Here is a 12,389-nt window from a genome sequence, read left to right as displayed (position 1 = left end):
AAAGGTTTCATGATGATTTAAGACTATCACAAAAATGATGGCGCTTGCGCAAAAGATTGGGTCGTTACAATCTTTTTACGCAAATACCAATAGTTGAGGTGATGACCCCAGCGGATGCGCGCAAAACACGGATTGCGGATTGATGGCTATCTGAGAAGAAATAAATATCGCTCATTATTTATAAAAGAAATGATGGGATCTTTGGTAAACTGAAACTGCTTGAGAAAACGGCTTTGAATAAGGCTTGTCTAAAAATTCTCACAGCGGATAATAGCCGTGCTATCATGGCATTAGAACATTAATGATCTTTGGAAAATTCAGAAGAAACGGATGGAGCGGACATGGCAAACAATATACAGGGGTTCGTGATGATTGGCGCACAGTCGATTCTTTTTAGTATCACGAATCTACGGACGCTTAAGGCAATCGAGCGCGGTAAATACCCAGTTGCTATTGGTGATGATTTTTATGCTGAACATGAAATTTTACCGGAAACCGTTGATACCATTGTGCAGGCCTTTGACGCTATTGATCAGATCTTTAAAGACTATGGCGTTGCAACCGTTAATGTTTATGCCAGTACGAGCTGGGCAGAAGCGGATAATGCCGAGTTTGTTCGGGATCAGCTATACACGCGTACTGGCTGGCTCATTAAAACCACTTCTTTGTCAGAAGAGGCATTTTTCCGTACCCAGGCGATTATGGTCAAGTTTCCCCAGTTTGAAACGATTACCCAAAAAGGAACCGTGCTTATTGATATCAGTTCCGGTTCAGTCGAGTTGACGACTTTTAGTCAAGGAACGTTTGGGTTTTCACGTAACCTGTCGCTGGGACCGTTGCGGGTGTATGAAATTATGAGTGATGTTCAGCGCTCGGTAACCAATTACGTTGAGGTTATGCGTGATTATATTGACAGTCGCTTACTGGATTTTATGCGCTTATTGCCACAAGGGGTTGAATATACCAATGTGATTTTAATGGGCAGCAGCTTGTCGATTTTTCAAAACCTGATTCCAGAAGGTAAGCGGCAAGTTGAAACTGATCGTCCCGGCTTTGATTTGCTTTATGATGAAGTGACAAAAGCCTCTGACCAATATCTGGCCGATACTTATGATTTAACGTCAAATCAAACGTCATTGGTTTTACCGACAGTCCTGTTGGTTTATCGGTTGATTGAAACGTTAAACAGTCAATCAATTTGGATTTCGGATTTAAAAGCGATTGATGGTTTGGAAGTGCACGCGGCCCATGCTGGTGGCTTCAAAAAGCTGGGGTTTGATCCAGATGAAGAAATTGTCATCAGCGCTAATAATTTGGCCAAACGTTATCGGGTTGATTGTGACCACATGCAGACAACCCGTACATTTGCCTTGCAATTATTTGATCGACTCAAGAAATTACATGGGATGGGCAAGCATGAACGGCTGCTGCTAGAGGTTGCGGCAACGGTTAGTGATATTGGTAGTTACATTGAAACGCACAAACACTATGCGCATTCGAATTACATCATTAAGGCTTCTGAAATTATGGGTCTAAATGCACTGGACGTCACCATGGTCGCTACCATCACGCGCTTTCACAGTTCGGTAACCCCCCAGTCGGATTTGAAGAACTTCCCGATCATGTCGACCGAGAATCGCTTAGTTGTCGCCAAACTATCAGCCATTTTACGGGTAGCAGACAGTTTAGATGCATCGCGGCAGCAAAAGATTCAACGAATGCGCGTTTCGCTGAAGCCAGACAAAGTGGTGTTGTCGACGAAGGCCAATGATGATATTGAACTTGAACGCTGGACCTTGGCGCGTAAAGGTGAATTTTTCTCCGAGGTTTTTGGAGTAGGACTTGAGCTGAAAGGACGAAACACGTTATGAAAAAGCTTGATTTTTCGAAGCCGCGGTATTTTAATAACCGCGAACTAAGCTGGTTGGCGTTTAACGATCGGGTGTTGGAAGAAGCCCGGGATAAAAATAATCCCTTACTCGAACGGGTTCGATTTTTAGGCATCACCCAAAGTAATTTGGATGAATTCTTCAATATTCGCGTTGCATCATTGAAAAAGATGGTGACGGTTAATTACGACAAGCCTGATGCTGCAGGGATGAAGCCTCAGGAACAGCTTGATGCCATTTCAAAAACTGCTCACGAAATGGTCGAAAAACAATACAACACACTGGTACGCTCGTTGATACCAAAATTGAATGCTGTCGATATTCAGTTGCTGCATGCCAAAGACTTAACCCAAAAGCAACAGGATTTTGTGTCGGATTATTTTCACTATGAGCTTTATCCGGTATTGACGCCAATGGGAGTGGATCCAACCCGGCCCTTTCCGTTTCTCAGTAACAACAGCCTGAATTTGGCAATCCGACTTGTGCGGCCGGACGATGATGACGATAAGTCACGGTCGTTTGCGATGGTGCAGGTTCCCGATGTGTTCCCACGGGTCTTGCGGCTTCCAGGCGGTGATAACGTATTTATTTTGCTGGAAGAGGTCATTCGCATGTTTGTGGGCGAACTCTTTGTAGGCGCCGATATCAAAGAAACGGCAACTTTCCGGGTGACGCGTGATATGGATATGGACGTGGCTGAAGAAGATGCCTCTGACTTGATGAAGGAGATTCAGTCACAACTTAAGAAGCGTCAACGTGGTAAAGTGATGCGGCTGGAGATTGAAGCAGGGATGGGTAAACACCTGCGCAAACGCCTGACCAAGGCCATGAACGTCAAGGAAGAAGATGTTTACGAAATTCACGGCCCGATTGATTTGAACTTTCTCAGTAAGTTGGTTAAGCAGGTGCATGGACATAAGGAACTACTCTTTAAGCCATTTACCCCGTATATCGATCCGGCATTTAAAGACACTTCGATTTTTGATGTGATTAAAGAACGTGATGTTTTCATGCAGCATCCGTATGACAGCTTTGAGCCAGTTGTTGACTTTATTCGGGAAGCTGCTCAGGATCCGCAAGTTTTAGCTGTAAAAATGACGCTTTATCGGGTGTCGAGCAAATCACCCATTATCCGTTACCTTAAAAAAGCGGCGGAAAATGGCAAACAAGTGACTGTACTGGTGGAATTAAAAGCACGATTTGATGAAGAGAATAATGTCCACTGGGCGCAAGAACTTGAACATGCCGGCTGTCACGTTATTTACGGGTTAGTCGGATTGAAAACCCATTGCAAGCTCGCGTTAGTGGTTCGGCGTGAAGAAGATGGCATTAAGCGCTATATGCATATGGCAACCGGTAATTACAACGATGTCACCGCCCGCCTTTATACTGACATGGGTTTGTTCACCTGCAATAACGAAATTGGCGAAGATGCGTCAAACATTTTCAATATGCTATCGGGATTTTCCGAACCGCCTTATTTCCACAAGTTAGTCATTGCGCCGCTTGGCATTCGTGATTATTTAATGGATCGGGTTGACGAAGAAATCGCGGCAGCTAAGGCCGGACGCAAAGCTTTGATCCAAATGAAAATGAACTCACTGTCTGATACCGCCATGATCGAGAAGCTTTACGAAGCCTCGCATGCCGGCGTCGAAATTCATTTACTGATTCGCGGCATTTGCAATTTGAAAGTCGGAATCCCCGGTGTTTCGGATAATATTACCGTTCATTCCATTGTCGGCCAGTTACTGGAACACAGCCGCATCTATTACTTTTATGCAGACGGGCAGGAAAATGTGTATCTGTCCTCGGCAGATCTGATGAATCGGAATTTAAGCCGGCGCGTTGAATTGCTGTTTCCGATTTTGCAAGATGATATTCGGGAACGGATCATCAAGATTTTCGATATTATGTGGCATGATAACGTCAAAACGCGTATTTTACAGCCAGACAGTACCTGGACCCGGGCACAATTGCGCGGTGTGACAAAACTCAACGCTCAGGCTTACTTCATTGAACACGCTGTGGCCATGGGTGAGGCGTTACGACGTGAAGAAATTGATCAGGCACCTGAGGACTTACACGCAACCCACACGTTTATCCCAATGACAGCACCAAAGGAGGATGATGATGCATGACGCACCACTTCGCAGTCATCGATCTAGGTAGCAACTCTGCACGAATGACAATCTGGTCAATTGAGCAGGAAGTCGTTAAGCCCGTCAAACGGCTAAAAGAAATGGTGCGCTTGTCAGAAGATATGGGATCCTCCCGTATTCTGCAACCTGCCGCCATGGCGCGGACGCTCAAGGCGCTGCAAGGGTTTAAAGCCGAACTGGATAAGTACGATGACATTGATCTAAAAGCCGTGGCAACTGCTGCCGTTCGTGAGGCCAAGAATCAAAAGGACTTTCTTAAACGGGTCAAAAACGAAGCCGGTTTAACGATTAGCGTCATTCCGGGTACGCGTGAGGCAGAATACGATTTTCTGGGTGTTATCAATACGTTGCCGATTCAAAACGCCTTGATTATGGATACTGGCGGTGCTTCGACGGAATTGATTCTGGTTCAAAATCGTAAGTTGCAACACCTGGTATCGATTCCATTCGGGTCGGTTAACTTATCTGAGCGGTTTTTGAATCCTGATGTAATTTCAGCCGCCGAATATTTTGCGCTAAGCACCTTTATTCAGCAAACTTTTAATAGTGTTTGGTGGTTACGGCGCGCGCAAAACCTGCCAATTATTGCGTTGGGCGGGAGTAATCGGACCTTGGCGAAGATCGAACGGCGTAAGGAAAAATTAGCCGATTTTGAAGCCATTCACGGTTACCGTATGCCGACACAGCAGGCCAATAATATTTTTAAAGAAATTCTCAGCTCCGACCTGGCAGCCCGCGAAGCCATTCCGGGATTGTCCAAATATCGGGCTGACATTATTGTCGGCGGACTCATGCCGGTTATTTCGATGATTCGGTACCTTGATTCTGATCGCTTAACCTTTTCACAGTTTGGGTTACGTGAAGGCGCACTTTACGATCACCTGAACACCCGAGCCGTGAATCAGCGGGAACATTAATTAATCATTGCTTAAACCGAATGCTGATTTGCTGACGAGCCGCAGCAAATCAGCGATAATAGTCGTAACAACTTAAAGGACGGTTTTGAGTTATGAAAAAACTGATTAAATGGCTGGGACTAGCTGCGGCTGGGCTGGCATTGATTACAGCGGTACCACAAATCGTGCGTGCTGATGATGCCTGGACCCAGCCGGTTGCAACGCTAGGGTCTTCGCTGACAACCGACCAGAAAAACGGAACGCTGAGCACATTACAAAACGCAGCGGGCGTCTCCAATGCCACACAGTTGACGGTCAATGGTGCCACCTTGGTGAAGTATCTCAATCCCTCTGGTAGCTCGTTTACGGAAAGTTCCGGCGTGTGGTCCAGTGCCTTAGTACAAAAGACAAATAATGGCGGTATTAATGTCACCATTGTGCCGTATAACGGAACGAATAACATTACCACGATTACGGCAGATCAATACCGTAACGCCGCATTGACGGCTGGGGTCAGCAATGCTAATTTATACATCACCAGTGCGGTCAAAATCGATGGCTCCGGTGCGTTGGCGGGGGTTTATGCAGCGTTTGCCCAAAATGGCGAGAACCTGAATAACCAACAAATTAATGCCGCTCAGCAGGAAGTCAATACGCTGAGTTCGATCACGCAGGCTAATAAAGGCAAAGATGGCTATACCGACAAACAGCTGAACAATGCAGTTGCCGGAGCCAAACAGCAAATGGCTTCGCAAAGTAACAATGGGCAGCAAACCCTGTCGCAGAACCAAATTGGCAATATCGTTGACAGTCAGCTGAAACAGAATAATCTGACCACGATTATTAATAACAATCAGCGGCAATTAATCATTAACTTGCTAGTGAATGTCCAAAAGGCCGGTTCCTTGAAGAATACCGATTTTAAAGCGCAGGCTGGCAAACTGGCAGATTCAATTCAAAATTCAGCTAAAGGCTTATTCGACAAGCTTAATAGTAGTTTGAATACGCAGGAAAATCGTAATTTCCTACAGAAAATCTGGGACGGCATCGTTAGCTTCTTTAGTGGCATTGTCCAGTGGGTTCGCAGCATGTTTTAGTCAAATCGGACAGCTGCGTGGGATTGGCCATTAAGAGAGGTGAGGTTTCATGATGTTACCAAGTATGCTGGCAAGTACACAGAGCGAAAACGGACACACGCTAACAGGTGCCATCACGATTGGCGCTATTGTTGCCGTCATTATTATCCTGTTCTTGGTTGTTAAACTCCTCGGTGCGATTTTGCGGCACCCGTTTATCAGCTTGGCGCTGTTTGCACTCGGCGGTTTTGCAATTTTTAAATTTGCCTTGGTCGGTATTATCGGCATTGGCCTGTTAGCCGCGGTCGGTGCCGGAGCATTGTGGATGAACACCGGCGATGGCAGTTGAAGGACTGGACTGTAAAGTTGCAAAGTTGAGCTAAATTCAAAAAGCCTGCTGAAACTGATCAGCAGGCTTTTTGAGTAACTTACTTTTTAGCAACCCCGCACTTAAACCCGTGATGGGAGGTCAACTTCTGCCTGGGCTAAAATATGACCTTTCATGGCATGGCGGGCTTCATTTAACCAGAAACCCGGTTGCAGTGGTAACTTAGTATCTAACGCGAAAACAATCAACGTGTAATCGTGATCCTTGTCAGGTGGTTGCGGGCCAACATAGCCTTCCCGGGTAAACGGATCCGTGTTACCCACCAAATGACCGGCCGTCGCATTTTTACCTTCAATCATCGGCACGAGGTTATGATGACTGGCACCAGCAGGAATCTTAGTGACCGATGCCGGAATATTGGCTGCGTTCCAGTGAATCCACGGCAGACCGCCAACCGGAACGGCATCATAGTCGAGGAACCAAAGGGCAAAACTGACGGTACCTGCAGGGGCATCTTCAATCGTAAACGGAAAACTCGTAATCGGGTAACCGTTTTTAACATCAGCACCGGTAGCATGTTTGCCATAACGATCATCAAGCTGGCCGTTAACAAGTGGTACGGATAGTTTCATTTGAATTTCCTCCTTTTTATCGCTACCTTAATGATAGTGGATCAAAAACATGAAAGCCAATCGTTACCGGAAAAATGACTGCTTAATTGGCTCAATATTCCGATCACGCAGGCAAAAGGAGAATTATTGGCATGCAAGAAAATGTTCAGGTATTACTTGACGAGGTTAAACAACACTATGATCATCCGTTAGAAGTGGTCATTCAAGGCGAGGCAAGTGGGGTCTTGACTCACGACCAGAGCCATCAGCGATTGAAAAAAGATGGTACGCTAGAGGTAGTGGTGACGGATACAACGAATGCGGATTACACACTGAGTCACGAATTACTTCACTTGTTGTATCAGATGAAAGGCTATTCGCAGTTGCAATTTCATTTGCTAAGCGGTGATCCTCAAGTCGATGATCAGCTTTACGCCACCAGTACCGCTTTGTATAATGCGGCGATGCATATGTTGGTGGTGGCATGGCAACGCGAACACGGGTTAATCACGGATGCAGTCGTGGCGCAAGTGTTAGCCGGATTCAAGCAAAATGTACCTGCTGAAGCTGACGATCAATTGGTCATCTACCGAATTTTATCGTTACTTGATCTGTTAGGCTTTTTAGATGGCAAGCTGCCCGCTGATTTGGCAGCTGCCTACCCGCAAGCATTGCCTTACGCTCAAGAACTTTTTCAGTTGATTAACGAGCAGAAACTCGATTCACCGTTTGGGTTGCGCCGTGCCATCGTGCATTTGTTTAGCCGCTTTGATGCCTTAATTGAGCAACTAGGCTATCAACCCACAAACGATCAGGAATTCGCTACGTTGTCACCGGTTTTATCCAAACGGCAATTGCGACTCACCTTGGATCAGGTTTACCTAATCAAGCACAGTGGCTACCGCGATCGGGACACTAAGCAGCCTGCTTATGTTGCCATGGGTCGAAGTGATGACCAAAATGCCTTCGTCTTGCCGCTGTCCGAGAACGCAACAACGCCAGAAGCCTTCCAGCAGCTGTATCAACAACCGCTGAATGACGTTCTGGCGCAGTACCAACTGGATTATACAATCCGTTAATGATGACCGAAATTAATAAAGAAGCCGTTAGTGACGGATTGAATACCAAGCATGACTACCTGGTAAAGAACAATGGCAAAGAAAACTAAAACAATGGCCATAATCAAATAACTAAAGAAGTGCGACCACCGAAAGGATTTCATGACAATCAAGACACCTTTCTATCAATCTTTATATAGAATAATATTACACCTTTCGACCGTAGAATGTTAAGAAATACAAAATTATTTTTGGCGGCTGAATGCGCTGTCATGGACTTGAAACGACTTGTCAAGGGGAAACGTTGACGGCAATTAAATAATACTGGTTGGGATGCTTGCTATATTGGTGATAGGAAGAGATAACGACGGAGGGATGGCTAATGTTTGATTTACAGACGGCAGTGACTCAGGCTAAGTATGTGACGTTTATGACCGGAGCAGGGGTGTCAACGGCTTCGGGGATTCCGGATTATCGCTCAAAGGGTGGCCTGTATGCTGATAAGGTTGATCCCGAGTACGCGCTTTCCATTGATAATCTGCAGGCACATCATGAAGATTTTCATGAATTCGTCGTGAACAACATGTATTACCCTGATGCCAAACCCAATGTGATTCATGAAAAAATGGCGGCGATTAGTAATCAAAAGGGCGCCATTGTCACGCAAAACGTTGATGGACTTGACCGCCAAGCAGGAGCCAAGCATGTGGTCGAGTTTCACGGTAATCTGTACCGCATTTATTGTCAGCAGTGTCACCAACATTTTGATTATCAGACTTATTTGAAAAGCGACGTGCACGCAGCAGATGGCGGTATTTTACGGCCGGATATTGTGTTATATGGCGAACCAATCAACCCGGATACGGTCAGTGCCGCCATTAACGCGATTGCGTCGGCTGACTTATTGATTGTCGTTGGCACCAGTTTTGTGGTTTATCCATTTGCTGGACTCATCGGTTATGCGCAACCGGACGCGACGATTGTGGCCGTTAATCGGGAGCAGATCGCCTTGCCTCAAGGTGGCCACATGGTATTGGGAGATGCCACCGATATTTTTGCCGATTTGCACGTCTGATCATTTACAAGGTGCACGAAAAGGGGAATGGCTTGTGAACAAAGGACGGCTAGAAGCATTTACCGATGCTGTGATTGCCATTATTTTGACGATTTTGGTGTTGGAATTAAATCCGCCCCACAGCGGTTCATTGGCTTCGCTTTGGGAACTTCGCGGCGTGTTTGGTATTTACCTGGTCTCGTTTTTAACGTTGATGGTGTACTGGAATAATCATCATCACCTTTTTCAGCTGGTTAAGCGCATTGATTGGCGGGTAATGTGGGCCAACTCGCTATTTATGTTAGCTATTTCAATGTTTCCTTTTGCCACCAGCTGGGTTGGCGAAGGGCATGTTGAAGCGTTTGGACCGGAATTGATCTATGGCTTTGTGGTTTTAATGGCCAATATTAGTTATCTATTGTTGGTAGAGACATTGCGGCGAGTTAATGGACCACACTCTGAATTGGCTGCTTTATACAATCGCCAGCATAACTGGAAAGCAATCGGTTCGATCATCATCGCATTTGTTGCCATGATTTTGGCTTTGCTTTGGCCACCGTTAACGATCATACTGGACTTGGTAATGTTACTCTTGTGGGCCATCCCGGATCAGCGGGTTGAACGGCATTTGCTACATGGCCCGAAAAACTAAACTTTGTGAAAAGGGGTTTTTATCTTGGCAAGAACCATTGGTATTATCGGTATTGGACATGTTGGGGTGACAACAGCATTTAATCTCGTTAGCAAGGGGATTGCGGATCGTCTGGTGCTAATTGACCAAAAGGCTGATTTAGCTGAAGGCGAAAGTTATGATTTGAAGGATGCACTTGGTGGATTGCCGACTTATACCGAGATTATCGTCAATGATTACGATGCTTTGAAAGATGCAGATGTTGTCATTTCCGCGGTTGGCAATATCGGTGCGATTTCAAACGGCGATCGAATTGGTGAAACCCAAACGTCAAAACAAGCATTAGACGATGTGGCACCAAAGTTGAAAGCGTCCGGATTCCATGGCGTTTTGCTGGATATCACCAATCCTTGTGATGCTGTCACCAGCTATTGGCAATATTTACTTGACCTACCAAAGTCCCAGATTATTGGCACTGGCACCTCGCTGGATACTTATCGGATGCGGCGCGCGGTTGCTGAATCGCTAAATGTGAATGTCGCCGATGTTCGCGGTTATAACATGGGTGAGCATGGCGAGTCACAATTTACGGCGTGGTCAACGGTGCGGGTTAACAACGAGCCAATCACGGATTATGCGCAAGTAGATTATGATCAATTAGCTGATGCGGCGCGGGCTGGCGGCTGGAAGATTTATCAGGCCAAACATTATACCAGCTACGGCATTGCCACCATTGCAACCGAAATGACGCAGGCGATCATCAGTGATGCCAAGCGGATTTTTCCGTGCGCTAACTATGATCCTGAATTCGGTATCGCCATCGGTCATCCGGCGACGATTGGCAAGCTCGGTGTTGTTAACACGCCTAAGTTGAAGCTTACCGATGAAGAGCGCGCTAAGTATGTTCATTCCGCGGGCATCATTAAAGCTACAGTGGAAAAGATGAAGTAAGATTAATCCAGTAGCATTGATGTCATGCATAAAAAGACGCCAAATTGTGACCGGTATTCTCTAACGTTTTACTCCAACGTTGAGGGTGCTGATCAAATCGGCGCCTTTTTACTAGAGTTAATTTGAATGTTACGCCTTAATAAGGAGTTTTTCGGGTATGGTTAAAAAATATACGTTGGTGACTGTTGAAACGCCAAGTGGTTGGTTGTTAATCAACCGGACGAATCCACCGTATCGCGGGATGTGGAATACGTTGGGTGGTAAGTTCCTGCCTGATGAAACACCTGCTGTTTGTGCAGCACGGGAGTTACAGGAGGAAAGCCACATTATCATCCCTGCTCATGAGTTAACGGGCGTTGGGCGCGTTTTTTGGCATGTTGATGGCCAATTACGGGGTGAGCTTTACGCCTTTTTCGGGAAAACCGATGAGCCGTTTTTAGGACCGCAAGCGACGCGGGAAGGTATTTTAGCGACTTTTTCCAAAACGTGGCTGCTGGCGGATAATCCCGGGTTGGTGCCGGATCTGCAGCCGTTGCTGAAATATGCGTTGAATGGCGAAAAACATGATTATGCTTCCTACTTTAACGGCGACACGCTTCAGGCATTTCGAATTGCAGATGGTGAGTTCCATGATTAGGGTCGGATTAACCAGCGTGGCCGATCACCCTAGCTTGGCGGCCAATGGTAAGCGCAGTACGTTTGCTGATTACGCCCAGTATTTTCCGGTCATTGAACTGGATACCACGTTTTATGGGTTGAAAACCGCTGATCTAGTGCGACGGTGGCAGGCGCAGGTGCCGGCGGGCTTTCAGTTTATCGTTAAAGCAAGCAAATTGATGACGAAACATGCCGCAACGCAAGACTTGGTGGCCGAATTTTCGCGCTTCAACGACATGGTGGCGCCGTTGACTGCCACGCATCAATTACAAGCGGTTTTGTGCCAGTTCCCACCATACTTTGGCGTAACGGCGGAAAATGTCCGATATTTACAAAATATGAACCAATGGCTGCCTGATCTGCCGGTGGCTATTGAGTTTCGTCATCCTAGTTGGTACTTACCGGCGTATCGTGCCGCAACGATTGACTTGCTCAAAGCTGCTGGCGACATTCATGTGGTGGTCGATGAGGCGCAGACCGTGAGCGGTTCAGTCCCATTGGTGCCAATTGCCACGAACCCTGAACTGACAATTTTACGGTTACATGGGCGCAACCAGGCTTGGGGGCAAAGCGGTGCTAAGACAACGGAACGAACCAATTATCGGTACAGTCAAGCCGAGTTAGAGGCGTTTGCCTTAATCGTGAAGCATTTGAAAAGCAAAAATGTGACGGTTATCTTCAATAACAATGGCGGACATGACGCGGCAGCAAACGCTCAGCAGTTGATTGATATGTTAGGACTGGATTTTCCCGGGTTGGCGCCGCGGCAGTTGGATTTGTTTTAGCGTTTTAATGGTTTTTTTAGACAATTTTCATATTTTGTCTGACAGTATTGCCGATGCGTAGTAAAATCGCAGTAAGTACGTTAGGTTGCGTGCGTGCGATTTTTGGCAACGATAACGTAACGTGTTTGCTAGCGTAGAAGACCGTTTGTTCGTGCTCACCATAACGCGCTCCCCGGCACAGAAGTCGGAGTGTAAGGACCTTAAGCGCAATGGCCAAGAGCGGGCCATCACGCTTAAGGCCGCTTACACTCCGGTTTCTAACCGCGCCGGCTCGCGCTCACTTTCTTGAAA

12 protein-coding genes are annotated in these 12,389 nt (G+C 46.4%); 11 read left to right on the top strand and 1 reads right to left on the bottom strand.

Annotation, left to right across the window (positions count from 1 at the left end; translation table 11 throughout):
* The first annotated feature begins 341 nt into the window (after positions 1 to 341).
* The 5 genes from EL173_RS13415 to EL173_RS13395 all read left to right on the top strand — a co-directional run bounded on the left by EL173_RS13415 (position 342) and on the right by EL173_RS13395 (position 6,372).
* Positions 342 to 1,871, top strand: coding sequence for a Ppx/GppA phosphatase family protein (locus EL173_RS13415; RefSeq protein ID WP_015764751.1), 1,530 nt, complete (start codon positions 342 to 344; stop codon positions 1,869 to 1,871).
* Complete coding sequence (locus EL173_RS13410) at positions 1,868 to 4,030, top strand: RNA degradosome polyphosphate kinase (protein ID WP_005685209.1); 2,163 nt, start codon at positions 1,868 to 1,870, stop codon at positions 4,028 to 4,030. Before EL173_RS13415 ends, EL173_RS13410 begins: the two co-directional genes overlap by 4 nt.
* On the top strand, positions 4,027 to 4,968 hold the full coding sequence (ppx, locus tag EL173_RS13405; RefSeq protein WP_005690971.1) for an exopolyphosphatase: 942 nt from the start codon (positions 4,027 to 4,029) through the stop codon (positions 4,966 to 4,968). The genes EL173_RS13410 and ppx overlap by 4 nt, the downstream gene beginning before the upstream one ends.
* Before the next feature lie 92 nt (positions 4,969 to 5,060).
* Entirely contained in the window at positions 5,061 to 6,044 is a 984-nt protein-coding gene (locus EL173_RS13400; protein WP_005685212.1) for a DUF1002 domain-containing protein, read from the top strand.
* Positions 6,045 to 6,093: 49 nt separating this feature from the next.
* Positions 6,094 to 6,372 carry a hypothetical protein gene (locus EL173_RS13395; protein ID WP_005690974.1) on the top strand — a complete coding sequence of 93 codons (279 nt, stop codon included), beginning with the start codon at positions 6,094 to 6,096 and terminating at the stop codon, positions 6,370 to 6,372.
* A gap of 101 nt (positions 6,373 to 6,473) precedes the next feature.
* Here EL173_RS13395 and EL173_RS13390 read toward each other — a convergent pair whose 3' ends face one another.
* Positions 6,474 to 6,983, bottom strand: coding sequence for a YbhB/YbcL family Raf kinase inhibitor-like protein (locus EL173_RS13390; protein WP_005690976.1), 510 nt, complete (start codon positions 6,981 to 6,983; stop codon positions 6,474 to 6,476).
* Between the two features lie 131 nt (positions 6,984 to 7,114).
* On the opposite strand from EL173_RS13390, the gene EL173_RS13385 reads away from it, so the two are divergent.
* The 6 genes from EL173_RS13385 to EL173_RS13355 all read left to right on the top strand — a co-directional run bounded on the left by EL173_RS13385 (position 7,115) and on the right by EL173_RS13355 (position 12,098).
* Positions 7,115 to 8,041 carry a hypothetical protein gene (locus EL173_RS13385; protein ID WP_005690978.1) on the top strand — a complete coding sequence of 309 codons (927 nt, stop codon included), beginning with the start codon at positions 7,115 to 7,117 and terminating at the stop codon, positions 8,039 to 8,041.
* A 361-nt stretch (positions 8,042 to 8,402) separates the two neighbouring features.
* Positions 8,403 to 9,095 (top strand): NAD-dependent protein deacylase, encoded by a 693-nt coding sequence (locus EL173_RS13375; RefSeq protein WP_005685217.1) that lies wholly within the window; start codon positions 8,403 to 8,405, stop codon positions 9,093 to 9,095.
* Between the two features lie 34 nt (positions 9,096 to 9,129).
* Entirely contained in the window at positions 9,130 to 9,726 is a 597-nt protein-coding gene (locus EL173_RS13370; RefSeq protein WP_014571654.1) for a TMEM175 family protein, read from the top strand.
* Between the two features lie 24 nt (positions 9,727 to 9,750).
* Complete coding sequence (locus EL173_RS13365; RefSeq protein WP_005685219.1) at positions 9,751 to 10,656, top strand: lactate/malate family dehydrogenase; 906 nt, start codon at positions 9,751 to 9,753, stop codon at positions 10,654 to 10,656.
* A 157-nt stretch (positions 10,657 to 10,813) separates the two neighbouring features.
* A complete protein-coding gene (locus EL173_RS13360; RefSeq protein WP_005690983.1) occupies positions 10,814 to 11,293 on the top strand; it encodes an NUDIX hydrolase in 480 nt (159 codons plus the stop codon).
* Positions 11,286 to 12,098 (top strand): DUF72 domain-containing protein, encoded by an 813-nt coding sequence (locus tag EL173_RS13355; protein ID WP_005690985.1) that lies wholly within the window; start codon positions 11,286 to 11,288, stop codon positions 12,096 to 12,098. Before EL173_RS13360 ends, EL173_RS13355 begins: the two co-directional genes overlap by 8 nt.
* The last annotated feature ends 291 nt before the right edge of the window (positions 12,099 to 12,389 follow it).

Origin of the sequence: Lacticaseibacillus rhamnosus, from assembly GCF_900636965.1 — a bacterium.
In the GTDB taxonomy this organism is placed as follows: domain Bacteria; phylum Bacillota; class Bacilli; order Lactobacillales; family Lactobacillaceae; genus Lacticaseibacillus; species Lacticaseibacillus rhamnosus.
Note: the sequence above shows the minus strand (reverse complement) of the source record. Positions and strands in the feature narration are given on the sequence as shown.

What these genes read in the sequence shown, in the direction of transcription:
- EL173_RS13415 (WP_015764751.1), top strand. Translation starts at nt 342, where the DNA reads ATGGCAAACAATATACAGGGGTTCGTGATGATTGGCGCACAGTCGATT.
- EL173_RS13410 (WP_005685209.1), top strand. Translation starts at nt 1,868, where the DNA reads ATGAAAAAGCTTGATTTTTCGAAGCCGCGGTATTTTAATAACCGCGAA.
- ppx (WP_005690971.1), top strand. Translation starts at nt 4,027, where the DNA reads ATGACGCACCACTTCGCAGTCATCGATCTAGGTAGCAACTCTGCACGA.
- EL173_RS13400 (WP_005685212.1), top strand. Translation starts at nt 5,061, where the DNA reads ATGAAAAAACTGATTAAATGGCTGGGACTAGCTGCGGCTGGGCTGGCA.
- EL173_RS13395 (WP_005690974.1), top strand. Translation starts at nt 6,094, where the DNA reads ATGATGTTACCAAGTATGCTGGCAAGTACACAGAGCGAAAACGGACAC.
- EL173_RS13390 (WP_005690976.1), bottom strand. Translation starts at nt 6,983, where the DNA reads ATGAAACTATCCGTACCACTTGTTAACGGCCAGCTTGATGATCGTTAT.
- EL173_RS13385 (WP_005690978.1), top strand. Translation starts at nt 7,115, where the DNA reads ATGCAAGAAAATGTTCAGGTATTACTTGACGAGGTTAAACAACACTAT.
- EL173_RS13375 (WP_005685217.1), top strand. Translation starts at nt 8,403, where the DNA reads ATGTTTGATTTACAGACGGCAGTGACTCAGGCTAAGTATGTGACGTTT.
- EL173_RS13360 (WP_005690983.1), top strand. Translation starts at nt 10,814, where the DNA reads ATGGTTAAAAAATATACGTTGGTGACTGTTGAAACGCCAAGTGGTTGG.
- EL173_RS13355 (WP_005690985.1), top strand. Translation starts at nt 11,286, where the DNA reads ATGATTAGGGTCGGATTAACCAGCGTGGCCGATCACCCTAGCTTGGCG.